Genomic DNA, 25378 nt, shown 5'->3' on the forward strand with positions numbered 1-25378 from the left:
GCGGCGCCTGACCGCCTGGGAGGAGATTCGATGGCGAACGCCGTCACCTGGTTCCTGGATCGCCACGTCACGGAAGGACGCGGCGACCGGCCGGCCTTCACCGATCCGCACCGTTCCATCACCTATGCCGACGTCGCGGCGGCCAGCGCGCGTGTAGCCGGGATGTTCGGCGCACTCGACATCCGCCGGGAACGCCGCGTCGCCATGCTGATGCTGGATACGGTGGACTTTCCCATCGTGTTCTGGGGAGCGGTCCGTGCGGGCGTCGTCCCGGTCTCCGTCAATACGCTGCTGCCACCGGAACAGGTGTCCTACATCCTCTCCGACAGCCGTGCCGAGGCGATCGTCGTCTCCGCGCCCCTGCTGCCGGCGCTGCGTCCCGTGCTGGACGGGCTGCCGGGCCTGCGCGTCATCGTTGCATCGCTCGACGGCAAGCCTGCCCCCGCGCTGCCCGTTGGCGCCGCGGACCTGTCGCAGCTCCTCGCCGCTGCGACGCCGGCCGCAGAAGCCGTGGAGGCGGGCGACGACGAGGTGGCGTTCTGGCTCTACTCCTCCGGCTCCACCGGCGCGCCGAAGGGGGTCAAGCACGTCCATTCCGCCGCGCGTTCCACCTGCGAGACCTATGCCTGGCAGGTGCTGGGCATCGGGGCGGAGGACACCGTCTATTCCGCCGCGAAACTCTTCTTCGCCTACGGCATGGGGAACGCCATGACCTTCCCCATGTCGGTCGGCGCGCACGCCGTGCTGTTGCCGGACCGCCCGACCCCGGATGCGGTGATGGCCGTCATGGCGCGGCACCGGCCCACGATCTTCTGCGGCGTGCCGACGCTGTTCGCGGCCATGCTCGCGAACCCCGCCCTGTCGCGCGGCGCGGGGTCGGACCGGTTGCGTCTCTGCGTCTCGGCCGGGGAAGCGCTGCCGGAGCATGTGGGCCTGCGGTGGAAGGAGGTCGTCGGGGCCGACATCCTCGACGGCATCGGCTCGACGGAGATGCTGCACATCTTCCTCTCCAACGCGCCGGGCGACATCCGCTACGGCACCTCGGGCCGCGCGGTCCCCGGCTACGACCTTCGGATCGTGGACGAGGCCGGCGCGGATGTGCCGGATGGCGAGACCGGCGAATTGCTGGTCCGGGGCCCCTCCGCGGCCGAGGGGTATTGGAACCAGCGGGCAAAGAGCCGCCGAACCTTCGCCGGTGAATGGACGCTGACCGGCGACAAGTACGTTCGCGACCCGGAGGGCCGCTACCGCTACCAGGGCCGTGCCGACGACATGTTCAAGGTCAGCGGAATCTGGGTCTCGCCCTTTGAGGTCGAGGCGGCGCTCGCTTCGCATCCCGCCGTGCTGGAAGCCGCGGTGATCGGTCGGGCCGACGCCGACGACCTCATCAAGCCCATGGCCTTCGTCGTGTTGCGAGACGGGGCCGCGGGCGGCGACGCGCTGCGCGAATCCCTCAAGGAGCACGTGAAGGCCAACGCCGGCCCCTGGAAATACCCGCGCTGGGTCGAGGTCGTGGACGACCTTCCGAAGACCGCGACGGGCAAGATCCAGCGCTTCAAACTGCGCGCGGCATTGGACACAGGAGGCTTCCGGTGACGCCGCGAGACGTTTCCTTCGACCTGGACGGCCGGCAGGTAGAGGCGGCCTGGTGGGGGCCGGGCCCGGACGAGGTGCCGACCCTTGTCCTGCTACACGAAGGCCTGGGCTGCGTTGCCCTTTGGCGGAACGTCCCGCAGCGAATGGCCGAGGCGACGGGCTGCGGCGTGCTCGCCTACTCCCGTTTCGGCTACGGCGGGTCGGACACGGTCGCCGTCCCGCGTCCCCTGAACTACATGCACCGAGAGGCCGAGGAGGTGCTCGGCCGCGTGCTGGACGCCCAGGGCATCCGCCGCTGCATCCTCGTCGGTCATTCCGACGGTGCGTCGATCGCCCTGATCTATGCCGGTTCCACGCAGGACCACCGGGTCCGCGGCATCGCTCTCCTCGCGCCCCACGTCATGGTGGAGGAGATGTGCGTCGCCGAGATCGCCCGGACGAAGGAGCGGTACGAGACGACCGACCTCCGCACCAAGATGGCGAAGTACCATCGCGACGTGAACGCCGCCTTCTGGGGGTGGAACCGCGCGTGGCTCGACCCCGGCTTCCCCGAGGCACTCCAGCTGCAGCCGGAGATCGCCCATGTCCGCGTACCCATCCTGGTCGTGCAGGGCGAGGCCGATCCCTATGGCACGATGGAGCACCTGCGGATCATTCGGCAGGAAGCCTATTCCCCCTTGGACGCTCTGACCCTGCCGGGCATTGGGCACTCGCCGCACCTCGAGGCTCCGGATGCCACGCTCGACGCGGTCCGAGACTTCGCGGACCGGCTGTTCCGGCTGCATGAACCGGAATGATAGTTCCGCTTTCTCCTTGACTCCGGGGACGACGGAATTATAAATCCGACTGGGACGTCCAGAAGGAACCGGCCGATGATCGAAATGCGGCGCGTGGACTTCCAGACACATCCCTCCCGCTACCGCCACTGGCGGCTGGAGGTCGAAGGGCGGGTCGCCAACCTTGTCATGGACGTGGACCCCAGCGCCACGCTCTTCGACGGCTATGAGCTGAAGCTCAACTCCTACGACCTCGGCGTGGACATCGAATTGTCGGATGCCCTCCAGCGGCTCCGCTTCGAGCATCCGGGGGTCGGGGCCGTCATCCTCCGCTCTGGCAAGGACAACGTGTTCTGCGCCGGTGCCAATATCCGCATGCTCGGCAAGGCGTCGCACGCGCACAAGGTGAACTTCTGCAAGTTCACGAACGAGACGCGCTGCGGGGTGGAGGATGCCTCCGAATCCTCCGGCCTCAAGTCGCTTGCCGCGGTGTCCGGCGCCTGTGCCGGTGGTGGCTACGAACTCGCCCTCTGCGCCGATGAGATCATGTTGATCGACGACCGCCGCTCGGCGGTCTCGCTGCCCGAAACCGCGCTGCTCGCAGTGCTGCCCGGCACCGGCGGCCTGACGCGCGTGACAGACAAGCGCCGCGTGCGCCGCGACCGCGCCGACATCTTCTGCTCCGTCGAGGAAGGCGTGCGCGGAAAAAAGGCCGTCGAATGGCGCCTGGTGGACGAGGTCGTGCCGCCTTCCGCCTGGACCAAGCGGGTCGCGGAGCGTGCGGCGGCGCTGGCCGCGACGTCCGATCGGCCGGAGGGCGCGACCGGCGTGGCGCTCGGCGCCCTCGACAAGACGATCACCGAAGACGGGATCGCCTATTCCCACGTCATCGTCCGCCTGGACCGTGCGACGGGGCAGGCGGAGGTCACCGTCTCCGCCCCCGCCGGCGCCCCGCCGGCGAACGGAGAGGCTGCGCGGAACGACGCCTTCTGGCCGCTCCGCATCGCCCGCGAACTGGACGACGCGATCCTCGAACTCCGGACGAACGAGCCGACGCTCGGCGTCATCGTATTCCGCACTACGGGCGATGCCGAGAACGTCCTGGCGCATGACGCCTTCCTCGATGCGCACAAGGCCGACTGGTTCGTACGGGAGGTGGGGCATTACCTCAAGCGCGTGTTCAAGCGCGTGGACCTGACGTCCCGCTCGATGATCGCGCTGCTGGACCAGGGCTCCTGCTTCGCCGGCACGCTCGCGGAGCTGGCCTTCGCGGCGGACCGGCAATACGCCTTCATCGGTACGCGCCCGGGCGACAACCGCCCAGCCGCCAAGCTGCACCTCTCCCCGATGAACTTCGGCCCCTATCCCATGTCGAACGGCCTGACGCGCCTACAGGCCCGCTTCTACGGCGAGCCGGAGCAGGTGGACGTGGCCCGTTCCCGTATCGGCGAGGCGATGGAGGCCGAGGACGCGGCCGAGGCCGGCCTCGTCACCGAGGCCTATGACGAGGCGGACTGGGACGACGAGGTCCGGCTGGTGATCGAGGAGCGCGCCTCCTACTCCCCCGACGCGCTGACGGGCATGGAGGCCAACCTTCGCTTCGTCGGGCCGGAGACGATGGAGACCCGCATCTTCGGCCGCCTGACCGCCTGGCAGAACTGGATCTTCCAACGCCCGAATGCGGTGGGCGCCGAGGGCGCCCTGAAGCTTTACGGAACGGGCGTCCAGCCCACCTTCGATCGCGAACGCGTCTGATCATGGTTTTGCGCGTGACTTACGCTTTCGGCTGCGCCTCAGCCGACCACGCTTGAACAGGGAGCCACACCGATGCCCGACGGCATGAACGTCGACTACGACGGCCTGATCCCGAACAATGTCGGCTTGTCCGAGGATGCCCGCGTCCGCAAGGCGCTGGAAACCTGGCATCCCGGCTACATCGACTGGTGGAAGGACATGGGACCCGAGGGATTCCAGGACTCCCTCGTCTACCTCCGCACCGCTATCGGCGTGGACCCGAAGGGCTGGGCGCGCTTCGACTACGTCCGCATGCCCGAATACAAGTGGGGCGTCCTGCTGGCCCCGAAGGTCGAGGGCCGCAAGATCGGCTTCGGCGCCCACAAGGGTGAAGACGCCTGGCAGGAAGTGCCCGGCGAATACCGTGGCATGCTCCGTCGCCTGCTGGTCATCCAGGGCGACACGGAACCCGCATCCGTCGAGCAGCAGCGCCACCTCGGCAAGACCGCGCCGTCGCTCTACGACATGCGCAACCTGTTCCAGGTGAACGTGGAGGAAGGCCGCCACCTCTGGGCGATGGTCTACCTGCTGCAGAAGCACTTCGGGAAGGACGGGCGCGAGGAGGCGGAGGACCTGCTGAAGCGCCGCTCGGGCAACGAGGACACGCCGCGCATGCTTGGCGCCTTTAACGAGGCGACGCCGGACTGGCTGTCCTTCTTCATGTTCACCTTCTTCACCGATCGCGACGGCAAGATGCAGCTGGAGGCGCTGGCGCAGTCCGGCTTCGACCCGCTGTCCCGCACCTGCCGCTTCATGCTGACCGAAGAAGCCCACCACATGTTCGTCGGCGAGACCGGCGTGCAGCGCGTGGTGGAGCGGACGGTGACCGCGATGAAGCAGGCGGGCATCGAGGATCCCTTCGATAAGGATCGCATCCGCGCCCTCGGCGTGATCGACCTGCCGACGATCCAGAAGAAGATGAACCTGCACTTCTCACTGACCCTCGACCTCTTCGGCAACGAGGTGAGCACGAACGCGGCCAATGCCTACAACTCCGGCCTCAAGGGCCGCTACCGCGAGGACAAGATCGACGACGACCACCGCCTGCTGGACGCGACCTACCCCGTCCTCCGCCCGGTGAACGGCGCGATCACCGAGGAGCAGGTGCCCGCCCTCTCCGCCCTCAACATGCGCCTGCGGGACGACTACGTGCAGGACTGCCAGGGCGGCGTCGGCCGCTGGAACAAGGTGATCGAGAAGGCCGGCATCCAGTTCCAGCTGAAGCTCCCGCACGTCGCCTTCAACCGTCGCATTGGCGAGTTCAACGGCACCCACGTCTCCCCCAATGGCGAGATCATGGAAGCCGGCGCTTGGGCGGCGAAGCAGGACGAGTGGCTGCCGAGCACGGACGACAGCCTCTACGTCACCGGCCTGATGCATGCCGAAGGCCGGCCGGGGCAGTATGCTGGCTGGATCGCCCCGCCGAAGGTCGGTATCGACAACAAGCCCGGCGAGTTCGAGTACGTGAAGATCTACGAGGCCTGATCGGCCCCGGCGCGTCCGGCCCCGGCCGGACGCGCCGACTTCCTGGGGGAGCACGACGATGGACGGCATGATCGCCGCGGGCGGCCTGAAGCAGCATCTCATCGACCCGGAGATCTGCATCCGCTGCAACACCTGCGAGGCGACCTGCCCCATCGAGGCGATCACCCATGACGACAACAACTACGTCGTCCAGGCCGAGACCTGTAACGGCTGCATGGCATGCGTCCCACCCTGCCCGACCGGTGCCATCGACAACTGGTTCCAGGTGAACGCGCCCTTCTCGCTGGATGACCAGTTCTCCTGGCAGGAACTCCCGCCGAAGCCGGCCGAGGCGCCGGCCTCGGACGACGATGCGCCCGACGCCATGGACGAGGAAGCGGCCGCCCTCATCGCTGACGCGCATAGCGGCGCCGGTGGCAAGGCGCGCGCGCCGCTCTCCGCCAGCAAGCCGAAGGTCAACCTGTTCAATCGCGCCAACCCGGCGATCGCGCGCGTCACCGGCAATATCCGCGTGACGAAGTCCGGCACTTCGTCGGACGTCCACCACATCATCCTGGACTTCGGCGCCCTGACCTTCCCCGTGCTCGAAGGCCAGAGCATCGGCATCGTCCCGCCGGGCAACGACGCGAACGGTCGTCCGCATACGATGCGGCTCTACTCCATCAGCAGCCCCCGCGAAGGCGAGAAGACCGGCGCGAACAACCTTGCGCTCACGGTCAAGCGCGTTGCCGAGCCGCGGGAGGACGGGACGACCTTCCACGGCATCGCCTCCAACTACGTCTGCGACCTGAAGGTCGGGGACATGGTGAACGTCGTCGGCCCCTTCGGCGCGACCTTCCTCATGCCCGACGACCCCGACGCGGACATCCTGATGATCTGCACCGGCACGGGTTCCGCCCCGTTCCGCGGCTTCACGGAACGTCGCCGCCGTGCGGGTACGGTCGCCAAGGGCCGCCTGCACCTGTTCTTCGGCGCGCGCACGCCGGAGGAACTGCCCTATTTCGGACCGCTCCAGAAGGTGTCGGCGGCGCTGATGGACCAGCACCTCTGCTACTCCCGCGTGCCGGGCGTCGCGAAGGAATACGTGCAGGACCGCATGCGCGCGCGTGCGGCCGACCTCGCCGCGCTGCTGCGCAAGCCCGCGACCCACATCTACGTCTGTGGCCTGAAGGGGCTGGAGGCGGGCGTCGAGTCCGCGCTGACCGAGATCGCCTCGACCGCCGGCCTCGATTGGCCCACCCTGCGCGCGGAAATGCGCGAGGCCGGCCGCTGGCATGTCGAGACTTACTGAGCCCTTGGCTGGTCCTTTCGTCCACGTCCGCCGCATCCGCTGGGGCGAGTCCGATCCGGCAAGGATCGCCTACACCGCCCGCTTCCTCGACTTCGCGATGGATGCGATCGAGGCCTGGATGCTCGATCGCTGGGGCGCCGCCTACTACGAACTGAACGTGGACCACGGCCGCGGCACGCCCTTCGTGAAGGTGGAGCTGGAGTTCCGCTCCCCTCTCACACCCAGGGACACGCTTGCCACCGAAGTCCGCGTGGCTCGGATCGGCGGTTCCTCGATGACCTTCGTCGTCGCGGGCCGCGTCGGCGGCCGTCTCGCCTTCGACGGCCGCCTCACCTGTGCCTTCGTGGATGTGACGGGTCCGAAGATGCGTCCGCTGCCCATCCCAGACGACTACCGCGCCGCGCTGGAAGCCGACCTCGTCCCCGCCTGATCAGGCGACGATCACCGCGACGAGGGCAAGGATCGCGAAGGTCGCGGCCGACAGTGCCGCCGCAATGGGTGCGGGAACCAGCGGCTCGTCCAGCCCCCAGGGATCCGTTGTCGGCATCACCTCCGGCGGCGGCTCCTCACCGAGCCAGGGCACGTCCCTCACGACGCCACCGCCGCCGTCCGCCCGGAAGGTGCCTCGGCCGCCAGGGGCAGTCCCGCCGCAGCGCCGATGACGACGAGCGCAGGCGTCGGCAGCCCTGCGCGCCGCGTCTCCAGCGTGCAGCGGCCAAGTGTGGTCCGTACCGCGACCTGCCCCGGCAGGCCGGCCCGCGCGATGACCGCGACCGGCGTCGCGGCGTCACGTCCCGCCGCGAGCAGCCGCACCGCCACCTCGTCCAGCCGGGACAGGGCCATGAAGGCCGCCACCGTCCCGTCGGCCCGCCCCAGCACCTCCCAGTCCAGGCCGTCCGGTAGGGCGCCCGTCTCGTCGTGGCCGGTCATGAATGTGACGGCGCTCGCCAATCCACGATGCGTGATCGGGATTCCCGCCGCGGCCGGTGCCGCCGTTCCGGCCGTCACTCCTGGCACCACCCGCCAGGGCACGCCGGCGGCGGTCAGGGCCAGGGCTTCCTCCCCGCCCCGCCCGAAGACGAAGGGATCGCCGCCCTTCAGACGGACCACTCGAAACCCGACCCGCGCGGCGGCGATGAGGCGCGCGTTGATCTCCGCCTGGGGTACGGGCGCGTGGCCCCGACGCTTCCCGACCGCTTCCAGCCGCGTGGCGGGCCCCGCCAAGCGCAGCACGCCGCGTTCCGGCAGGGCGTCGTGCAGGATCAGGTCGGCGCCGCGGATCGCCGAGGCGGCGCGCAGCGTCAGCAGCCCCGGGTCGCCCGGCCCGGCCCCGACGAGCCAAACCTCCCCCGGTGCTGGCGCATCGCCTGATGCCAGGCGTGACCCATATTCCAGCACCATGACGTGAAATCCCGGAAGAACCGCTTAACACGAACGTAGATTCGTGTTTTCACTCTCGCAAGCGGCTTTTTCGGAGTGACGCCCATGTCAGGCGGAGTCGAAGGCATCAAGGCCGGCAGCGCCGCCCTCCGCGGCACGATCGCGGAGGAGCTGGCCGCGGCCGAGGCGCCAGGCGGCCTGTCGGAGGGCGCCTACACCCTCCTCAAGTTCCACGGGACCTACGAGCAGTTCGATCGCGACACCGCGACCGCCCGCAAGCAGGCGGGGCAGGACAAGGACTGGGGTTTCATGGTCCGCGTCCGCGCCCCAGGCGGGCGGCTGACGGGGGCGCAGTGGCTCGCGCTCGATGCCCTCGCCGACCGCTACGCCGATTCGACCATCCGCCTGACGACACGCGGCGGCGTACAGTTCCACACGGTGCGGCGCGGCAACCTGAAGGCCTGCATCGCGGACATCGACCGCGCGCTGCTGACGACGATGGCGGCCTGCGGCGACGTCGTACGTAATGTCGTGACCTCCCCCGCCCCGCGCCGCACGGCGATCGGGCGGCGGCTGGAGGAGGAGGCGCGCGGCCTCTCCTCCGCCCTGCTGCCGCGAAGCCGCGCGCATCACGAGATCTTCCTGGACGGCGAACCGGTCGGCGAGGCGGAGGAGGAACCGCTCTACGGACCGACCTACCTGCCGCGGAAGTTCAAGATCGGCCTCGCTCACCCGGACGACAACACGCCGGACATCCTGACGCACGACCTCGGCTTCATCGCCAGGACCGTGCGCGGGCGGCTGACCGGCTGGATCGTGACGGTCGGCGGTGGCATGGGCATGACGCACAACAAGCCCGCGACCTACCCACGCCTGGCCGATCCCATCACGGTCATCGGCCCGGACGAGGTGCTGCCGATGGCTGAGGCCGTCGTGCGCCTCTCCCGCGACCACGGCGACCGGACCGACCGCAAGCACGCGCGGCTGAAATACGTCGTCGCCGAACGCGGCGTGCCCTGGGTCTGGGAACGGCTCTGCGAGGCGATGGGCCGGACCCTGCCGCTGCCTCCCTCCCTGCCCGAACTCCGTGTCCCCGAACTCCTCGGCTGGCATGCGCAGGGCGACGGCCGTCTCTGGCTCGGCCTCCCAGTCACCTCGGGCCGCGTCGCCGACACCGCGAAGGCCGCGTTGCGCACCGCATTGCGCGAGGTCGTGTCGCGCTTCGGCGCGAACCCCATCATCACGCCGCAGCAGGACATCATTCTCTCCGACATCCGGCCGCGCGACCGGCGGGCGATCGATGACCTGCTGCGCTTCAACGGCGTGACGCTCGCCGAGGACATCTCGCCGCTCGCTCGCTGGTCCCTCTCCTGCACCGCCCTGCCGACCTGCGGCCAGGCACTGACGGAAGGGGAGCGCGTCCATGCCCCGATGGTCGCGGCGGTCGAGGCCGCCCTGGCTCGCCACGGGCTGCGCGACGAACGGATCAGCCTGCGCCTGACCGGCTGCCCCAACGGCTGCGCCCGCCCCTATGCCGGCGACATCGGCGTCGTCGGGCGCGCACCCGGCCTCTACACCCTCTTCGTCGGCGGCGACTTCAACGGGACGCGCCTGTCCTTCCCGATCGCCGACAAGGTCCCGACCGATTCCGTCGCCCCGACGCTGGAACCGCTCTTCGCCGCTTACGCCGCGGGGCGCCGGGGAACCGAAGGCTTCGGCGATTTCTGCACCCGCATCGGGGCGGACGGCCTACGCTCCCTGCTGTCCCCACCCCTGGCAGCGTGAATCCCATGGCCGTCCTGCACCGCATCCAGATCCGTCGCCTCCACCCGCTCTTCGCGGCCGAAGCGCTGGACGCGGACCTGCCCAGCCTGCACGAGGACGGCTTCGACCTGCTGCGGCGGACCTTCGAGCGGGAATCGGTGCTGGTGATCCGCGATGCCTTCATCACGCCGGAACAGCACGTCGCCTTCAGCCGCCGCCTTGGCCCGCTGGAGGTCCATGTGATGAGCCAGTTCAACCTGCCCGATCATCCGGAAGTCCTGCGCGTCTCGAACGAGCGGGAAGGGGGCAAGCCCGTCGGCCTGGCGGACGCCGGACGCTATTGGCATTCCGACCTCTCCTACGTCGCGCAGCCCAGCCTGGGTTCGGCGTTGCTGGCGCGGGCGCTGCCCTCTTCCGGCGGCGACACGCTCTTCGCCAGCCAGCACGCCGCCTACGACGCGCTGCCCGAGGCGACGAAGGCGCGGCTGCGCGGGCTGCATGCCGAGCACTCCTACCCCTACCGGATGGCGATCCAGTCCCGCCTGACCGGCCGCCCTCCGCTGACCGAGGCGCAGCGCGCCGCCGTGCCGCCCGTGGTGCATCCCATCGTGCGGCGCCACGACGCGACGGGCCGCCAGGCCCTCTTCGTGAACGAGGGCTTCACGACCCGCATCCTCGACCTGCCGGAGGAGGAGAGCCGCGCCCTGCTCGACGAGCTTTTCACGGCTGCGACCGCGCCCACCGTGATCTATCGCCACGCCTGGCAGCCCGGCGACCTCGTGCTGTGGGACAATCGCGCCGTGCAGCACCTGGCCACGCCCTATCCGGACGACGAATCGCGGATCATGCACCGCACGACGATCCGCGGCGTGACGCCCGTCCCCGCCTGATGCTGCCGCTCGTCTTCCTGCCGGGCACGCCGACCCTCCTCGCGGGCCGCGGGCCGGCCTTCGCGAAGCGGCGCGCGCTGCTGGAGGATGCCGGACTGACGGCGCTGACGATCGTGGAGGGGGCGCCGGACGGGTCGCTCCTGGACGGCCAGCGCCTCGTCTTCGGCGCCGGGCTGTCGGAGGCGGAGGGCGAGGCGCTCGCCGCCGCGGCGCGCGCGCGCGGCATCCCCGTGAACATCGAGGACGTGCTGCCCCTCTGCGACGTCCACGTCCCTGCGCTCGTCCGCCGCGGCGATCTGCTGCTCACGGTCTCGACGGCCGGCCAGGCGCCCGGGGTTTCCGCCGCGTTGCGGTCCTGGCTCGCCGAGGCCTTCGGCCCGGAATGGGCCGGGCACCTCGCCGAGGCCGCGGCGCTCCGCACCCGGCTCCGCGCGGAAGCCTGCCCGCCCGGGGAGGTGATGCGCGCGGTGCAGGCGCATCTCCGCGACCGCGGCCTGCTGGAGCCCGCCCGATGTCGTCCGGCGAGGGAGCCGATCTTCGACGGCTAAACGCAGCGGCCCCTCGCCCTTCGCCTCCCGCACTCCCACCCGAGACGAAGAGATGCCCCGATGACCCTGACCCGCCGCGCCGCCCTCGGCGCCCCGCTCCTCGCCCTGCCTTCGGTCCTCCGGGCCGAGGACTTCCCGGGGCGAACCCTCCGCCTTGTCGTGCCCTTCCCGCCCGGGGGCGGGGTGGACACCTTCGCCCGTCCCCTCGCGCCGGCCTTGGCCGCGGCGCTGCGCACCAACGTCGTCATCGAGAACATCGGCGGCGCATCGTCGCGGATCGGCACGAACGCCGTGACCCGCGCGCAGGCGGACGGGCTGACGCTCCTCGTCACGAACGACACGCTCGCGGCGATCGAGGCCCTGCCGGCTGCCGGCGGGGACGGATACGTCGCGGGCCTGACACCCGTTACCCTCGGCATCACTGCGCCGCAGCTCATCGTGACGCACCCGCGCTCCGGGATCGCCGACGCCGCGGCCTTCGCGGAGCGGCTGCGGTCGCGGCGGCCGCCCAACGTCGGCGTGCCGGGAATCGGGTCTTCCCAGCACTTCGCCAGCGCCCTCCTCGCGCACGCGGCGGGGGTGCGGCGCAGCACATCCCCTATCGCGGCGGCGGGCCGCTGGTCGCCGATCTCCTGGCCGGCGTCGTGGACGCAGGCGCGGTCACCCTCGGCGTGGCGGTGGAGCACATGCGCGACGGGCGCCTTCGCGGCCTGGTCGTCACCTCGCCGGAGCGTCACCCCACCGCGCCGTCGGTGCCGACCGCCGCGGAGACGATTGCGCCGGGCTTCACGGCGACGACCTGGATGGGCGTCCTGGCCCCCGCCGGGCTGCGGCCCGATTCCGTCGCGCGTCTGCACGCCGCCTGCGTCACGGCCCTGTCCGATCCGGTGGTGCGGTCCCGCTTCGCCGCGGTGGGCTACGACGTGGCGGCGGGGGACCCGGCCCGCTTCGCGGCGATCCTGCGCGAGACCGTGGCGCGCTTCGCCGCGATCGCCCCCATCGCCGGTATCCGGGCCGGTGAAGCCTGAGCGGCCTCAGCCCCCAAGGAATGTCCGAATCGCGGCGGAGGGCACGATGCGCACGGTATCGGGCGCCGTGTCCTCGCGGTGGCTGACGATGCCGAGGAGGCAGTTGCTGCGCGCGTCGAAGACCCCGGCGCCCGATTCACCGGGGACCATGTGCAGGGGCACCTCGGCATAGGTGCCGTAGGCCGGCTCGACCTCACGCATCATGCCGCCGGCGGTCGCAACGACGGTGCGCAGGCGCGATTCGATGATGACCGGCTGTCCGGCATCCGGGCCCCCGCGGCAGGGGCGCGCGGACGGCCCGGCCGAGGCGACGCGGGTGTCGAGCAGCGCAAGGTCGGCCCCGCCTTCATAGCGGAGCCCGACGCCCGCCGCGATCTCGCCGCGGCCGACGCGCCGGACCGTCGCGGGAAGGTCCCGGCCGCCGTAGCGCACCAAGGGCACGGTTTCCGGACCGTCGCAGTGGCGCAGGCGGGCCGCGGTGCCGTCCACGATATGGGCCGCCGTCAGGAACAGGCCGCCGCCGAGGTGCACGGCGGTGCCGAGCAGCGGGCAGGCGGGCGCGCGCCCCGCCCGCACCTCGGCGCGCACGCTGTCCGCCGCGGTGGCCGGGACCGGGCCCGTCCCAGGAACCGGAACGCCGCCGGCGCAAGCCGCGAGCACGCCCGCCAGGCAGAGAGGCGCGAGCCCCGGGACCTTCACGCAGGCAGAACCTTTCCGGGGTTCATCAGGCCCTTGGGATCGAGGGCCCGCTTGATCGCCTGCATCGTCGCCAGTTCCGCCCCGCCGCGCCATGCGGCCAGCATGTCCGGCTTCAGCCGCCCGACGCCGTGTTCCGCGCTGAAGGAACCGCCGAGGTCTCGCACGACGTCGTTCACCGCCTCCATGATTTCGTGGGAGCGGGCGAGGAAGTCGGTCGGCGCCATGCCCTCCGGCTGCTCGAGGTTCATGTGGATGTTGCCGTCGCCCATGTGGCCGAAGGGGACGGGGCGCGAGCCGGGGATCAGCTCGCGCAGCGCTTCGGAGGAACGGCGGATCAGCTCCGGCACCTTCGAGACGGGGACGGAGACGTCGTTCTTCACGCTCGCGCCCTCCCGCTTTTGGGCTTCCGGGTGTTCCTCCCTCAGCCGCCAGAGCGCGGCGCGCTGGGCCTCGCTCTCGGCCAGGGCGGCGTCGAGCACCTCGCCGGCTTCCAAGGCGCCTTCCAGCACCGCCTCGAGCAAGCCGCGGAGGTCCGCGTCGGGGCGAGACGAGGCAAGGTCGATGAGGACATAGTGCTCCGCCGGTTCCGCGAGCGGAAGCGCCGCGCCCTCGATGTGCCGCAGCACGAAGCCCATGCCCTGCCCGGACATGTATTCGAAGGCGCGGATGGCGGATTCGTCGCGGTCGCGGAAGCGGCGGAACAGGGCGAGCGCCGCGTCCTCGTCCGCCACGGCGCAGAGGGCCGTGGCCTCGGACCGCGCCCGGGGGAAAAGGCGCAGCACGGCGGCGGTGATGAAGCCGAGCGTCCCCTCCGCGCCGACGAAGAGATGGCGCAGCGCGTAGCCCGTGTTGTCCTTGCGCAGCCGCCGCAGCCCCTCGATGACCGAGCCGTCGGGCAGAACGACCTCGAGGCCGAGCATGAGGTCCCGCGCATTGCCGTAGCGCACCGTCGTGTTGCCCCCGGCGTTCGTGGCGAGGACGCCGCCGATCGTCGCCGTGCCCTCCGCGCCGAGGCTCAGCGGGAAGAGGCAGCCGGCGGCGGCCGCCGCGTCCTGGGCGGTCTTCAGAATGACCCCAGCCTCCGTGACCATCGTCATGTCCACGGGGTCGAGGTCGCGGATGCGGTTCATGCGGGAGAGGGACACGATGACCTGCCGCCCGGATTCGTCGGGCATGGCGCCGCCCACCATGGAGGTGTTCCCGCCCTGCGGCACGACCGGAACGTCCGCCGCGTTCAGCAGCCGCATGCAGGCGGACAGTTCGGCGGTGGTCGCCGGGCGGATGAGGGCGGGGGAGGCGCCCCGGTAGAGGCCGCGCCAGTCCGACAGGTGCGGTTCCAGGTCCCGCAGGTCCGTCACGACCCCCCGCGTGCCGAGGATGCCGGAGAGCGCGTCCAGCAGGCCTGTCGGGAGGGCCGGGAGGGACTGGGACGGCATCGCGGTGTCAGGCATGGCGCCGCGAAGAAGCGCGCGGGCGGAGTGGGGGTCAAGCAGCGTGTTGCCGGTGGTGGAGTCGATGCTTTCCGGGTATGTTTCCGGAAAGCGTGGAACCCGCGGATGGCCGTGAAGCCGAAGCCTGAATCCCCCGTCACCGCGCACCGGCGCCGGCAGGCGGCTCGGGGCCTGCGCCGGGTGGAGGTGCAGGTGCGGAACGAGGACGCGGAGTTGCTGAAGCGCATCGCCGCGGCATTGAACGACGCCCAGGAGGCGCCGGCCGCGCGGGCGTATCTCCTCGAACGCTTCGGCCCGCCGCCGAAGGACTTCAAGCAATTCCTGACCTGGGGACCATCGTTCGAAGAACTCGATCTCGAGCGTTCCCGCGACACGGGACGCGAGATCGACTGGTGACGTGGCTGCTCGACACGAATGTCGTTTTCGAGTTGCGAAAGGGCGGGCGATGCCACCCCCGCGTCACCGCGTGGTTCGAGGCCGCGTCCACGGATAACCTGTTCCTCAGCGTTTTGACGCTCGGCGAGGTCAGGAAGGGTGTCGAGAGCTTGCGTCCACGCGACCCCGCGCGCGCCGCGCACCTGGAGGTCTGGCTGAAGGAACTGGGCCGCACCTTCGGCGAGCGCGTGCTGCCGGTGGACGCCGAGGTCGCGGACGCCTGGGGCCGCCTTGCGGTTGCCCGAAGTATCCCGATCGCCGACGTCCTCATCGCCGGGACGGCCGTCGTCCACGGTCTCGTCCTCGTGACACGCGACGCCGGCTTGCGGGACCTGGGCGTTCCCGTGCTGAACCCGTTCGACGAGCCGGCGGCGGGCTAACGAAGGAACAGCAACCCCAGTACGCCACCGGCGACCAGCGCCCAGAACGGGGACCGTGACGACCGCCACGCGAAGAGTGCGGACCCCGCGGTGATGGCGAGGGAGACGGCCTCCTCCGGCAAGGTTCCGCTGGCCGCGGCGGCGGCGGTGACAAGGCCGGTCGCCATGGAGAGGCCGTAGGCGATCGGTACGAGCCCACCGCGGAGTGCCGCCATGGCGGGGTGCGCGTGCGCGCGGATCGCGAGGCCCCCACGCCCCAGGCCAGCAGCGCCGCTGGGCCCAGGAAACCCAGCAGTGCCCCGGCGAAGCCGGGGAAGCCCGCGAGCGACCAGCCCAGTACCACCACGACCAGCACGTTCGGACCAGGCGCGGCGGAGGACAGGGCCCAGGCCTCGGCGAAGGTTGCGTCGTCCAGCCAGGCGTGACGCTCCACGATCTCGCGGTGCATTTCCGGGATGGTGGCGTTGCCGCCGCCGATCGCCAGCAGGGACAGCCGGGCGAAGAGGATCAGGACGGTCAGCGCGTCGGGCATCGTCAGACCCGTCCCCGCACCGCGCGCGTCCGCCGCCAGACCAGGCCGACCCCGATGGGGCCGAGGACGGCGACGGTGACCAGCAGCGGGACCTTGAACGCCGCGGCGGCGAGGACCGTCGCGACGCCGACGGCGATCAATTCCGGCGGCGGCTTCAGTCGGCCGGCGACGCGCAGGACGTTGCCGATGACAAGGCCCGCCGCCGCGCAGGCCAGGCCGTGCAGCAAGGCGGCGACACGCGGTTCCTCGGCGAAGCGTTGCCAGAGGAACATCAGGCCGATGAGGACCAGCAGGGGGCCGGCGTAAAGCCCCACGGTGGCCGCCAGCGCGCCGGAGGCCGTGGAAGCGTCGGCCGATGATGATGGCGGCGTTGCCGACGTTCGGCCCGGGCAGGACCTGGCCGATGCCGAGGATTTCGGCGTAGTCCCGTTCCGAAAGCCAGCGTCGCTCCTCTACGATGACGCGGCGGGCGTGGACGGCGACGCCGCCGAAGCCCATCAGCCCGGCCTTGGCGTATCCCATGAACAGGTCGGCGATGCCGGGCGGGGGAGAGGTCTCGGCGGGGGTCACCGCGGGACACTCCGCCGGCCCCGCCGGATCGGCAAGCCCGCTACAGGCGGGCGAGCCGACCGCCGTCCACCGCCAGCGCCGCGCCGGTCACGAAGCGGGCTTCCGGCGCCGCCAGGAAGGCGACGGCGGCAGCCACATCCTCCGGTTTGCCGACGGCGGAACGGTCGATCATCTCCACCCCCGACTTCACGTTGGGGTTGTCCCACAGCATCGGCGTATCGATCGCGCCGGGGAGCACGGCATTGGCGCGGATGCCGCGCGCCGCGCCCTCGATGGCCGTGGAGCGGGTCAGCGACAGCATGGCCGCCTTGGCTGCGGCGTAGGGGGCGACCTGGGGCGTCGTCTCGACCGCGTGGACGGAGGCGACGTTTACCACCGCCCCGCCGTCGGTGGCATGGCGGAACAGGGCGCGGGTGAAATGCACGGCGCCCATCAGGTCGACGCCGATCACGTGGAGCCAGTCGGCACCGGCGAAGTCCGGCAGGGGCTTGAAAGGCATCATCCCCGCGTTGTTCACGACGACGTCCAGGCGCCCGAGATCGGCAACGATGCGCGCGGCCGTTGCGTCCACCGCCGCCTCGTCCGAGACGTCGCAGCCGTAGCCGCGGGCGCCGGGGATCGCGGTCGCCGTCTGCGCCGCCGCTTCCGCGCGCAGGTCGGCGATCGCGACGCGTGCGCCCTCGCTCGCCAAGCGTTCCGCGATCGCGCGGCCGATGCCGCCGGCGGCGCCCGTGACGACGGCAACCTTGCCCTCGAAGCGCGTCATGACATCGGCTCCACCGGCGCGAGGGGCAGTTGCAGCACGAGGCTCCGCGTCGGCAGCACGTCGCGCCACTGCGCGATGAGGCGGTGGTATTCCGTCCCGACCGGCCGGATCCGCCGGTCCAGGTCGTAGAGGCCGACCGGGTTCACCCGGCCGTTGTTCTCCCGCAGCGCGGTGTCCCAGTCCACCTGGTCCGTCAGCGAGTACCAGGTGAAGCCGAGCACGGGGACCCGCTGCTCCCAGAGCAGCATGAGATTCGCCCACTGCTTCCAGAGCCAGGCGGCAGCCTCGCCCTGTTCGCCGTCCTGCAGGTTGGTCTCGGTGTGCATCAGGGGCAGGCCGTAGCGGGCGTGGTACTGTTCGATGATCGTGGCGTAGCCGTACACGTCGCCCGCGGCGACGACGCGCCCGTCATCGTGGATCAGGTGCTCGTTCGTGACGTAGTAGTCCGTGCCGAGGACGCAGTGGCGCTTCAGGTCCGTGCTGCGGAAGGCCGCGTATTCCTCCCGCGTCAGGCCGTTGTCCATGAGGTATTCGTACATCGGCGCTTCGACCGGGTGGCCGTAGTTCAGGTCGAGGGTGAGGAAGCGCTCGGCGTTGCGCATCCGCGCCTCCGCCCAGGCGGCGGGGGAGGCGGCGTGGTACTGCTCCGCCGATTCCGACTGGATGAAGATCGCGTCCTGCCGCACCGCGAGGATCGCGCGCATCGCCGTCCGGTTCGCGCCGACCAGGTGCTTGATGGCCGTCACGAAGGTCTGGTCCGTCGTGCCGGCCTCGTTCCACCAGCCGTAGCGACCGGAGAAGAGGGCGCAGACGTACATTTCGTTCACGGGGGTGTAGAGCTGCACCCAGGGGAAGCGTTCCGCGAAGGCACGGGCGTAGCGGCCGAAGAGGCGCGGGAAGTCCGGGTTTTGGAAATCGCCGATCCAGTCCGGCACGCCGAAATGGCAGAGATCCGCGATGGGGTGGATGCGCAAGTGCCGCAACGCCGCGAAGGTCTCGTCCGCGAAGGACCAGTCGAAGCGCCCGTCGGCAAGCCACGTCGTGTGCAGCGGGGGGCCGTAGCGGAGGAACTCGCAGCCGATTTCCCGCGTCAGGGAAAAGTCTTCGCGCCAGCGGTTGAGGTGGTCGGAGGCCGCGAGCTGGTCCACGCGGCGTCCGTCCACCATCGGATTCGAGTTCTCGATCCCCGTCGCGAACATGAAGGAGGGGACGGCCGTACCCCAGAAGGGGGATCGGCCGGGGGACACGGGCGCTTCGTCGGACATCGGCTCTCCTCGCGCCCCAAAGGCGCGGGCGGGGGCGGGGTTGCAGCCGCGCCCGCTCCGATGCCGCTCCGATCGTAACCGCGCGTTACGGAGGGAGCCGCGGCGGGCGTTACTCGGGCTGCACGCCGGACACCCGGACCAGTTCCCGCCACTTCTCCCGCTGCGCCCGCATCAGCGCCGTGAACTCCTCCGGCATCTTCGGGAAGGGAATGTTCCCGCCGGAAGCCAGGCGTTGGACCATCGCGGGTTCGCGCAGCCCCGCGTTGATGACCGCGTTCATGCGCTCCACGATCGGGCGCGGGATGCCGGCGGGCCCCATCACCGCGGAGAAGGAGGGCAGGTCGTAATCCGGCACACCGCTTTCCTGCACCGTCGGGAACTCCGGCGCGAGGGGCCAGCGCTCCGGTGAGGCAACGGCCAGGCCGCGGATCTGCCCCGCCCGGATCGCGCCGATCACGCCGGAATAGGAGTCGAAGACGAGCTGGATGTTGCCGCCGATCAGGTCCGCGAGTGCTGGCGCCGCGCCGCGATACGGCACGTGGGTCAGGTCCACCCCCGTCCGCATGGCGAAGAGCACGCCGAGCATGTGGTTCGCCCCGCCCGCGCCCGCCGAGCCGTAGTTCAGCCGCCCCGGATTGGCCCGCGCATAGGCGACGAGGTCGGCGATGGTCCGGATCGGCAGCGCGGGGTGCACGCAGACCACCGCCGTGCCCGTCGCGAAGGTCGCGATGGCCGTGAAGTCGTCCACGCCCTCATAGCCCGGATTTCGGAACAGCAGGGGCGCGCCGAGGTGGGAGGACGGGCTCGCCATCATGATCGTGTAGCCGTCGGGCGGGGACTGCGCGACGAAGGCCGTCCCGATCGTGCCGCCGGCGCCGCCGCGGTTGTCCACGACGACGGGGACGCCGAGGCCGGCCTGCAGGACCTCCGCCTGCAGCCGGCCGGCGATGTCGCTGGCGCCGCCCGGCGGGTAGGGCACGACGAGGCGGATGGGCCGGTTCGGCCAGGCCGCCGCGCCCTGGGCGAAGGCCGGGCTGGCCGCGGCCGAGGCGGCCGCAGCCAGCCCGGCGAGTTGACGACGACGCATGCGACATCCCCCGATGCTCGGTGGGAGAGTGCGCAGCAAGTCGCGTGCCGTCCACCGCGTTCCCTGTCCGCGCCGGTCGCCGCTACTCCGCCGCTACTCCGCCGCGGCCCGGACCGGCGCGTCGCGGAGAGTATAGGTCGTGAAGGTGCGGTTCAGCGCGGGCAAGGGCGCGATCTCCATCACGCCCTCGGCCGGCTTCATCAAGATCATGGCGACCGTCGCGGAGAGATTGCCGGAGAAATTCGGGCGCGGCGGCCGGCAGACGGAATAGGGCGTGCCCCAGTCGTCGAAGAGGGCCTCCCGCAGGTCGTTCATCGTCAGGCGGCCGCGCTTGGCTACCAACGCCGCGCGCACGCGCCGGTCTCGATAGACCGTGTCCGGCGTATTGGCGATGCCCGTGTCCTTGAGTTTCGACAGCGCCGCCGGCGACAGCCAGTGGTTGGAGTGGACGAGCACGCCGCCTTCCGGGTGCAGCAGGAAGGATTCATCGGGCGCGCATTCGATATCCACCCCATAGCCCGAGGCGTGGCTGACCATCAGGTTGTTCGAGGCGCTCTTGGGCGTGGCGTAGATGGTGCGGACGGCGAGCGCGACGTGCTCCTGCTCAAGCGCCTTGCGGCGGAGGAGGGAGAGCGGAACGCCGTCCTGGCGGTAGTCGCGGTCGCTCTCGAGGTAGTTCGCGGTGATCGCGATGCCCGCCGCGTTCATGCCGGCCCGCGCGAGGCCGCCGGCCTCGACGAAGGTCAGCACGTCCGGGCCATCGTCACGGCGGATGCGCAGCACCACGCCGGTCTCCGCGCATTCCTTCTTCCAGTCCCAGTTCTGGCCGTGGATGAGCGTGCCGTCGGCGGTGGCTTCGGGCAGCAGGACCGCCCCGGTGCAGCCGTCTGGCTGGGCGCGGTCGGCCTTCGCGGCGGCCTCGGCCTTCTGCGCGAGCTTCAGGACCTCCGTGCGGCAGTTCATCATGACGATGTCCTCGAAGGCGCAGTCGGCGCCTTCGGCGATGCCGCGCATCTCCGGGACGAAGGAGGGCTCGAAGGCCTCGATCCGCGGGACGAAGGCGCGGGCCATGGCGTGGACCTTCGACGCGTCCATGCCCTGGCCGGAGAGCTGCGCGCCGTAATGCGCGAGGCTGCGGTGCACGCGCGCCTTGGCCGCACGGCCATAGGCGCGGCCGCGGGCTTCCGGGGTGCCGGAGAGTTCGATGAAGGGGAAGGGCTCGATCGTCACGGGCGGGGCCTCCGGGGTGGTGCAGCGGTTTGCCACGCGGCGGGGACACGCGGGAACCCCGCCCCGTCCGCCCCCCGGGGAGGGCAGCGCTACGCCGCGACCGCCGGGCGCCGGACCTGCGCGACGTGGAACCGGTTCGCGACGAATGCCGCGTCGGTCAGGCAGGCGTTGCCTGCAGGGTTGGCGCCGGAGACGTGGTAGTCCGAGAAGGCGGCGGACTGGTTCACGTAGACTCCGCCGGTGAGATTGACGGAGAGCGAGGCGCCGACCCGGGTGAAGGCCTCCGTCGCGCGGTCCAGGAAAGCCTCGTCGGTCGAATGGACGAGGGCGGTGATGGCGCCGCGTTCCCGGGCGGACCCGGCGGCGAGGGCCAGTGCTTCTTCCGCCTCGGCGCAGCGGATGAGGAAGGCGATCGGGCCGAAGCGCTCCTCCATCCAGGCGTCGCGGTCCGCCGCATTCACGGCGAGCAGCAGCGGTGTCGCGGTGCGGCCAGGGGCGCCTTCGACGGGTGCCGAGTTACGCACGACCTGGCCGAGCGAGCGCGCAGCCGCCACGCGATCCACCGTCGCCGGGTTCTGGATGGCGCCAAGGATGCCCGCGGCCCGCGCGGGGTCGGCGAGCAGCGCGTCCACGGCGGCCGCGATCGCCGCGCCGACCTCGTCGAAGGACCTGTGGCCCTGATCCGTCTGAATCCCGCCGCTGGGCACGAAGATGTTCTGCGGCGCCGTGCACATCTGGCCGGAGTAGAGGGAGAGCGAGAAGGCGAGGTTGCGGCAGAGGCCGGCGAAGTCGGCGGTCGAGTGGAGGACGACCGGGTTCACCCCGGCCTCCTCGGTGAACAGCGCCTTGCCGGGGCCGAGGTTCTCCCGCAGCCAGCGGCCGAAGGTGGGGCCGCCGGTGAAGTCCACGATCGCCACGTCCGGGTGCTTCGCGAGACGGGCGGTGATGGGAGCTTCGATCGTGTCGGGGGCGAGCTGCACGACGTCCGCCGGGAGGCCGGCTTCGGCCAGGACCTCGCGCAGCACGCGGACGGAGAGGGCAAGCGGCAGGATGGCCTTGGGGTGCGGCTTCACGATCACCGGGTTGCCCGTGACGAGCGAGGCGAAGATGCCGGGATAGCCGTTCCAAGTCGGGAAGGTGGCGCATCCGATCGTGACGGCGACGCCGCGCGGCACGGCGCGCCACGTCTTGTCCATCACGAGCGTCTCGCGCCCCGCGGGCTTGGACCAGCGGGCGGCGCCGGGAATGCGGGAGATTTCCTCGACGGCGTAGGCGACGGCCTCCAGCCCGCGGTCCTGCGCATGCGGGCCGCCGGCCTGGAAGGCCATGGCGAAGGCCTGCCCCGTGGTGTGCATGACCGCGTTGGCCATGAGGAAGGAGGCGCGGTTGATCCGGTGCAGGGCTTCGAGCGCGATGCCGGCGCGGTCCTCGACGGGGGCGGCGGCCCAGGCCGGCATCGCCGCCCCGCCGCGGGCGACGAGCGTGCCCGGAGTGTTCGCGGGGTAGGTGATGCCGAGCGCCGGGCCGAACGGCGACGTCTCCTCGCCGACCCACGACTCCGCGGCTTGCCCCGTCTCGAAGTGGCCGTTCAGCATGGCCTGGAAGGCAGCCTCGCCCTCGACCTTCGCGGTTTCTCCGTAGACCTTGCCGGAGGGGATTTCCGGATAGGCCGACCAGTGACCCCGCGCGCGGATGGCGGCGATGGCGCCATCGAGCGTCGCCCGGTGGGTCGCGGCGAAGTCGGGCATGGCGCCCCTCCCAATACGTTACAGGATCGCGGCCGGTTGACCGGCTTCCGTGACATAAATACCGTCCCGCGGAGCCGCGGCGCAACGCGGAAACCGGGGTGGAACGCGGGACGGCGTCGGCGCCCGATCGGGACCAGCCCGTCGCCGGAGGGAATCGCGTGTCCGAGCCGCCTCTCCTGATCGAACAGCATTCGGGCTACCGCGCGCTGGTGCTCAACCGGCCCACGCGGCTGAATTCCTTCGACACGGCGCTGCACCGCGCCATGCAGGACGCGCTGCGCGAGGCCGCCCAGGATCCGGCCTGCCGCGTCGTGCTGCTAAGCGGGGCGGGGCGCGGGTTCTGCGCCGGGCAGGACCTTGCGGATCCCGTGCTGGCGCAGCCGGGGGCCGACCTGGCGCAGGTCATCGACGCTGGCTGGAACCGGCTGGCGCGGATGATGCGCGACCTGCCGAAGCCGATCGTCTGCGCCGTGCATGGCGTCGCGGCGGGGGCGGGGGCGTCGCTGCCGATGCTCGCGGACATCGCGTTGGCGACGGAGGATGCGAAGTTCTCGCAGGCCTTCATCAAGATCGGGCTGGTGCCGGACACCGGCGCGACCTGGCTGTTGCCACGCCTGGTCGGGCCGGCGCGGGCGCGGGCGCTCGCGATGACGGGCGATGCGATCAGTGGCACGGAGGCGGCCGCCATGGCGCTGGTCTGGCGCGCGGTGCCGGCGGAACTGCTCATGCAGGAGGCGCATGCCCTCGCCGCCCGGCTCGCACGCCTGCCGGCGGGGGCACTGGCGGAGACGAAGCGCGTGCTCGGCGCCGCCCTGGACCAGCCCTTCGACGCGCAGCTCGACATGGAGCGGGACGTGCAATCCGCCCTGGGACGCGCGCCGGATTACGCGGAGGGCGTGGCGGCCTTCGCGGCGAAACGTACGCCGCGTTTTCAGGGTGCGCCGGAATGACGCCGCAACAGATCGCCGAGGCCTGCGCCGCTGCAATGTGGGCGGAGGACCGCGCCTCGCCGGGGCTGGGCATGGTGATCGTCGCGGTGGGGCCGGGCACCGCGACGCTGACGATGACGATCCGGCCGGACATGGTGAACGGCCACGGCATCGCGCATGGCGGCTTCACCTACGCGCTGGCGGATTCGGCCTTTGCCTTCGCCTGCAATTCCTTCAACCGCCGCGCGGTCGCGCAGACCAACGCCATCACCTACCTGCGGCCGGCGAAGCTCGGCAACGTGCTGACGGCGACGGCGACGCGCACCGCCGAGGCCGGGCGCAGCGGCATTTACGACGTGATCGTCCGGGATGGTGATGGGGGCGACGTCGCGACCTTCCGCGGACAGTCCCGGACCATCGAGGGGACGCTCATCCCATGATGCTCGACGCCGCCGAGAGGCTGACTCTGGACGAGATGCGCGCGTTGCAGCTTCAGCGCCTCGCCTGGACGCTGCGCCACGCCTACGACAACGTGCCGCACTACAAGCGGGCCTTCGACGCGGCAGGCGTGACGCCCGACGACTTCCGGGACCTGCCCGACCTCGCACGCTTTCCCTTCACGACGAAGGCGGACCTGCGGGACAACTACCCCTTCGGCATGTTCGCGGTGCCGCAGGACAAGGTGGCGCGGATCCACGCGTCCTCCGGCACAACGGGGAAGCCGACCGTCGTCGGCTACACGCATGACGACCTGGAGACCTGGTCCTCCCTCGTCGCGCGCTCCATCCGCGCGAGCGGCGGCCGTCCGGGGATGAAGGTTCACGTGGCCTACGGCTACGGCCTCTTCACCGGCGGGCTCGGCGCCCATTACGGGGCGGAGGCGCTGGGCTGCACCGTCATCCCCGTCTCGGGCGGAATGACCGAGCGGCAAGTCCAGCTGATCGAGGATTTCCGGCCCGAGATCATCATGGTCACGCCGTCCTACCTGCTCGCGCTGCGCGACGAGTTCCGGCGGCAGGGGAAGGACCCGCGGGGGACGTCGCTGCAGATCGGCATCCTGGGCGCCGAGCCCTGGACCGACGCCATGCGGGCGGAGATCGAGAAGTCCTTCGGCATCCACGCCGTGGACATCTACGGCTTGTCGGAGGTGATGGGCCCCGGCGTCGCCAACGAATGCGTCGAGACGAAGGACGGGCCGCATATCTGGGAGGATCACTTCTTCCCGGAAATCATCAATCCCCAGACCGGCGAGCCCGTGCCGGACGGGGAGGAAGGGGAGCTTGTCTTCACCTCCCTCACGAAACAGGCGATGCCCGTCATCCGCTACCGCACGCGGGACCTGACGCGGCTGCTGCCGGGCACGGCGCGGCCGGCCTTCCGCCGCATGGCCCGGATCACCGGGCGCAGCGACGACATGATCATCCTGCGCGGGGTCAACGTTTTCCCGTCGCAGATCGAGGAACAGTTGCTGCGCGTCCCCGACCTCTCACCCCACTACCAGATCGTTCTGACGCGGGACGGCGCGCTGGACTGCATGGCTGTGGAGGTGGAAGCGGAGCCCGGCGTGACGGGGGCGGATCGCGAAGCCGCAGCGCGCGTGTTGACGCACCACGTGAAGGAAGTCGTCGGCGTCACCGTTGCGGTGAACGTGCGGGACCCCGGCGCGGTCGAACGCTCCGTCGGCAAGGCGAAGCGCGTGGTGGACCGGCGGCCGCGGTAGGCGTCAGTCCAGCG

24 protein-coding genes and 3 pseudogenes are annotated in these 25378 nt (G+C 71.0%); 15 read left to right on the forward strand and 12 right to left on the reverse strand.

Going from position 1 to position 25378, the window contains the following annotated elements; genetic code table 11:
* Positions 1–30 precede the first annotated feature (30 nt).
* The 6 genes from ACE7GA_RS12120 to ACE7GA_RS12145 all read left to right on the forward strand — a co-directional run bounded on the left by ACE7GA_RS12120 (position 31) and on the right by ACE7GA_RS12145 (position 7372).
* Positions 31–1596, forward strand: coding sequence for a benzoate-CoA ligase family protein (locus ACE7GA_RS12120; RefSeq protein ID WP_376099711.1), 1566 nt, complete (start codon positions 31–33; stop codon positions 1594–1596).
* Positions 1593–2393 carry an alpha/beta fold hydrolase gene (locus ACE7GA_RS12125; protein WP_376099713.1) on the forward strand — a complete coding sequence of 267 codons (801 nt, stop codon included), beginning with the start codon at positions 1593–1595 and terminating at the stop codon, positions 2391–2393. The genes ACE7GA_RS12120 and ACE7GA_RS12125 overlap by 4 nt, the downstream gene beginning before the upstream one ends.
* Positions 2394–2468: 75 nt before the next feature.
* A complete protein-coding gene (boxC, locus tag ACE7GA_RS12130) occupies positions 2469–4127 on the forward strand; it encodes a 2,3-epoxybenzoyl-CoA dihydrolase (RefSeq protein ID WP_376099715.1) in 1659 nt (552 codons plus the stop codon).
* A gap of 84 nt (positions 4128–4211) precedes the next feature.
* On the forward strand, positions 4212–5651 hold the full coding sequence (gene boxB / locus ACE7GA_RS12135; protein WP_376099717.1) for a benzoyl-CoA 2,3-epoxidase subunit BoxB: 1440 nt from the start codon (positions 4212–4214) through the stop codon (positions 5649–5651).
* Positions 5652–5709: 58 nt separating this feature from the next.
* Positions 5710–6942 carry a benzoyl-CoA 2,3-epoxidase subunit BoxA gene (boxA, locus tag ACE7GA_RS12140; RefSeq protein ID WP_376099719.1) on the forward strand — a complete coding sequence of 411 codons (1233 nt, stop codon included), beginning with the start codon at positions 5710–5712 and terminating at the stop codon, positions 6940–6942.
* 4 nt (positions 6943–6946) lie between these two features.
* A complete protein-coding gene (locus ACE7GA_RS12145) occupies positions 6947–7372 on the forward strand; it encodes an acyl-CoA thioesterase (RefSeq protein ID WP_376099721.1) in 426 nt (141 codons plus the stop codon).
* Here the strand turns inward: ACE7GA_RS12145 and ACE7GA_RS12150 are convergent, their stop codons facing one another.
* Both ACE7GA_RS12150 and cobA read right to left on the reverse strand, forming a co-directional pair.
* Positions 7373–7534 carry a hypothetical protein gene (locus tag ACE7GA_RS12150; protein WP_376099723.1) on the reverse strand — a complete coding sequence of 54 codons (162 nt, stop codon included), beginning with the start codon at positions 7532–7534 and terminating at the stop codon, positions 7373–7375.
* Positions 7531–8343: a uroporphyrinogen-III C-methyltransferase gene (cobA, locus tag ACE7GA_RS12155; RefSeq protein ID WP_376099725.1), complete on the reverse strand. Its 813-nt coding sequence runs from the start codon at positions 8341–8343 to the stop codon at positions 7531–7533. Before cobA ends, ACE7GA_RS12150 begins: the two co-directional genes overlap by 4 nt.
* 84 nt (positions 8344–8427) lie before the next feature.
* Here cobA and ACE7GA_RS12160 point away from each other — a divergent pair, with 84 nt between their 5' ends.
* The 4 genes and pseudogenes from ACE7GA_RS12160 (at position 8428) to ACE7GA_RS12175 (ending at position 12552) form a co-directional block, all read left to right on the forward strand.
* On the forward strand, positions 8428–10107 hold the full coding sequence (locus tag ACE7GA_RS12160) for an NADPH-dependent assimilatory sulfite reductase hemoprotein subunit (RefSeq protein WP_376099727.1): 1680 nt from the start codon (positions 8428–8430) through the stop codon (positions 10105–10107).
* Between the two features lie 5 nt (positions 10108–10112).
* Positions 10113–10976, forward strand: a complete 864-nt coding sequence (locus tag ACE7GA_RS12165; protein ID WP_376100245.1) for a TauD/TfdA dioxygenase family protein — start codon at positions 10113–10115, stop codon at positions 10974–10976.
* Positions 10976–11524: a bifunctional precorrin-2 dehydrogenase/sirohydrochlorin ferrochelatase gene (locus ACE7GA_RS12170; RefSeq protein WP_376099729.1), complete on the forward strand. Its 549-nt coding sequence runs from the start codon at positions 10976–10978 to the stop codon at positions 11522–11524. The genes ACE7GA_RS12165 and ACE7GA_RS12170 overlap by 1 nt, the downstream gene beginning before the upstream one ends.
* Before the next feature lie 60 nt (positions 11525–11584).
* A pseudogene (locus ACE7GA_RS12175) lies at positions 11585–12552 on the forward strand (Bug family tripartite tricarboxylate transporter substrate binding protein).
* A gap of 6 nt (positions 12553–12558) precedes the next feature.
* On the opposite strand, the gene ACE7GA_RS12180 reads toward ACE7GA_RS12175, so the two are convergent.
* On the reverse strand, positions 12559–13251 hold the full coding sequence (locus ACE7GA_RS12180) for a trypsin-like peptidase domain-containing protein (RefSeq protein ID WP_376099731.1): 693 nt from the start codon (positions 13249–13251) through the stop codon (positions 12559–12561).
* Complete coding sequence (locus ACE7GA_RS12185; protein ID WP_376099733.1) at positions 13248–14702, reverse strand: FAD-binding oxidoreductase; 1455 nt, start codon at positions 14700–14702, stop codon at positions 13248–13250. The genes ACE7GA_RS12180 and ACE7GA_RS12185 overlap by 4 nt, the downstream gene beginning before the upstream one ends.
* Before the next feature lie 27 nt (positions 14703–14729).
* Between ACE7GA_RS12185 and ACE7GA_RS12190 the strand changes: the two genes are divergently transcribed.
* A complete protein-coding gene (locus ACE7GA_RS12190) occupies positions 14730–15098 on the forward strand; it encodes a hypothetical protein (RefSeq protein WP_376099735.1) in 369 nt (122 codons plus the stop codon).
* On the forward strand, positions 15095–15517 hold the full coding sequence (locus ACE7GA_RS12195) for a type II toxin-antitoxin system VapC family toxin (protein ID WP_376099737.1): 423 nt from the start codon (positions 15095–15097) through the stop codon (positions 15515–15517). The genes ACE7GA_RS12190 and ACE7GA_RS12195 overlap by 4 nt, the downstream gene beginning before the upstream one ends.
* On the opposite strand, the gene ACE7GA_RS12200 is transcribed toward ACE7GA_RS12195, so the two are convergent.
* The 8 genes and pseudogenes from ACE7GA_RS12200 to paaN all read right to left on the reverse strand — a co-directional run bounded on the left by ACE7GA_RS12200 (position 15514) and on the right by paaN (position 22715).
* Positions 15514–15732: a hypothetical protein gene (locus ACE7GA_RS12200; RefSeq protein WP_376100606.1), complete on the reverse strand. Its 219-nt coding sequence runs from the start codon at positions 15730–15732 to the stop codon at positions 15514–15516. The genes ACE7GA_RS12195 and ACE7GA_RS12200 overlap by 4 nt on opposite strands.
* Before the next feature lie 35 nt (positions 15733–15767).
* Positions 15768–16049: pseudogene (locus tag ACE7GA_RS12205) on the reverse strand (chromate transporter); the annotation flags it as partial.
* 2 nt (positions 16050–16051) lie between these two features.
* Positions 16052–16571, reverse strand: a pseudogene (locus tag ACE7GA_RS12210) (chromate transporter).
* A gap of 88 nt (positions 16572–16659) precedes the next feature.
* Positions 16660–17385, reverse strand: coding sequence for an SDR family NAD(P)-dependent oxidoreductase (locus ACE7GA_RS12215; RefSeq protein WP_376099739.1), 726 nt, complete (start codon positions 17383–17385; stop codon positions 16660–16662).
* Positions 17382–18650, reverse strand: coding sequence for a family 1 glycosylhydrolase (locus ACE7GA_RS12220; protein WP_376099741.1), 1269 nt, complete (start codon positions 18648–18650; stop codon positions 17382–17384). The genes ACE7GA_RS12215 and ACE7GA_RS12220 overlap by 4 nt, the downstream gene beginning before the upstream one ends.
* 109 nt (positions 18651–18759) lie before the next feature.
* Positions 18760–19737, reverse strand: a complete 978-nt coding sequence (locus ACE7GA_RS12225; protein WP_376099743.1) for a Bug family tripartite tricarboxylate transporter substrate binding protein — start codon at positions 19735–19737, stop codon at positions 18760–18762.
* A 93-nt stretch (positions 19738–19830) separates the two neighbouring features.
* Entirely contained in the window at positions 19831–20967 is a 1137-nt protein-coding gene (locus ACE7GA_RS12230; protein WP_376099745.1) for a C45 family autoproteolytic acyltransferase/hydolase, read from the reverse strand.
* An 89-nt stretch (positions 20968–21056) separates the two neighbouring features.
* Positions 21057–22715 (reverse strand): phenylacetic acid degradation protein PaaN, encoded by a 1659-nt coding sequence (paaN, locus tag ACE7GA_RS12235; RefSeq protein ID WP_376099747.1) that lies wholly within the window; start codon positions 22713–22715, stop codon positions 21057–21059.
* A 158-nt stretch (positions 22716–22873) separates the two neighbouring features.
* On the opposite strand from paaN, the gene ACE7GA_RS12240 reads away from it, so the two are divergent.
* The 3 genes from ACE7GA_RS12240 to paaK are packed head-to-tail and all read left to right on the forward strand — an operon-like array spanning position 22874 to position 25364.
* Positions 22874–23665, forward strand: a complete 792-nt coding sequence (locus ACE7GA_RS12240) for an enoyl-CoA hydratase-related protein (protein WP_376099749.1) — start codon at positions 22874–22876, stop codon at positions 23663–23665.
* Positions 23662–24084, forward strand: coding sequence for a hydroxyphenylacetyl-CoA thioesterase PaaI (gene paaI / locus ACE7GA_RS12245; protein ID WP_376099751.1), 423 nt, complete (start codon positions 23662–23664; stop codon positions 24082–24084). The genes ACE7GA_RS12240 and paaI overlap by 4 nt, the downstream gene beginning before the upstream one ends.
* Complete coding sequence (gene paaK, locus ACE7GA_RS12250) at positions 24081–25364, forward strand: phenylacetate--CoA ligase PaaK (RefSeq protein ID WP_376099753.1); 1284 nt, start codon at positions 24081–24083, stop codon at positions 25362–25364. The genes paaI and paaK overlap by 4 nt, the downstream gene beginning before the upstream one ends.
* Positions 25365–25378: the final 14 nt, after the last annotated feature.

The sequence above is a fragment of the Roseomonas sp. CCTCC AB2023176 genome, from assembly GCF_042259275.1.
Classification (GTDB): Bacteria; Pseudomonadota; Alphaproteobacteria; order Acetobacterales; family Acetobacteraceae; genus Roseomonas.

Bases quoted from the DNA above. Each gene is read 5' to 3' on its own strand.
- ACE7GA_RS12120 (WP_376099711.1), top strand. From the start codon at position 31: ATGGCGAACGCCGTCACCTGGTTCCTGGATCGCCACGTCACGGAAGGA.
- boxC (WP_376099715.1), top strand. From the start codon at position 2,469: ATGATCGAAATGCGGCGCGTGGACTTCCAGACACATCCCTCCCGCTAC.
- boxB (WP_376099717.1), top strand. From the start codon at position 4,212: ATGAACGTCGACTACGACGGCCTGATCCCGAACAATGTCGGCTTGTCC.
- boxA (WP_376099719.1), top strand. From the start codon at position 5,710: ATGGACGGCATGATCGCCGCGGGCGGCCTGAAGCAGCATCTCATCGAC.
- cobA (WP_376099725.1), bottom strand. From the start codon at position 8,343: ATGGTGCTGGAATATGGGTCACGCCTGGCATCAGGCGATGCGCCAGCA.
- ACE7GA_RS12160 (WP_376099727.1), top strand. From the start codon at position 8,428: ATGTCAGGCGGAGTCGAAGGCATCAAGGCCGGCAGCGCCGCCCTCCGC.
- ACE7GA_RS12165 (WP_376100245.1), top strand. From the start codon at position 10,113: ATGGCCGTCCTGCACCGCATCCAGATCCGTCGCCTCCACCCGCTCTTC.
- ACE7GA_RS12170 (WP_376099729.1), top strand. From the start codon at position 10,976: ATGCTGCCGCTCGTCTTCCTGCCGGGCACGCCGACCCTCCTCGCGGGC.
- ACE7GA_RS12185 (WP_376099733.1), bottom strand. From the start codon at position 14,702: ATGCCTGACACCGCGATGCCGTCCCAGTCCCTCCCGGCCCTCCCGACA.
- ACE7GA_RS12200 (WP_376100606.1), bottom strand. From the start codon at position 15,732: ATGGCGGCACTCCGCGGTGGGCTCGTACCGATCGCCTACGGCCTCTCC.
- ACE7GA_RS12215 (WP_376099739.1), bottom strand. From the start codon at position 17,385: ATGACGCGCTTCGAGGGCAAGGTTGCCGTCGTCACGGGCGCCGCCGGC.
- ACE7GA_RS12220 (WP_376099741.1), bottom strand. From the start codon at position 18,650: ATGTCCGACGAAGCGCCCGTGTCCCCCGGCCGATCCCCCTTCTGGGGT.
- ACE7GA_RS12225 (WP_376099743.1), bottom strand. From the start codon at position 19,737: ATGCGTCGTCGTCAACTCGCCGGGCTGGCTGCGGCCGCCTCGGCCGCG.
- paaN (WP_376099747.1), bottom strand. From the start codon at position 22,715: ATGCCCGACTTCGCCGCGACCCACCGGGCGACGCTCGATGGCGCCATC.
- paaI (WP_376099751.1), top strand. From the start codon at position 23,662: ATGACGCCGCAACAGATCGCCGAGGCCTGCGCCGCTGCAATGTGGGCG.
- paaK (WP_376099753.1), top strand. From the start codon at position 24,081: ATGATGCTCGACGCCGCCGAGAGGCTGACTCTGGACGAGATGCGCGCG.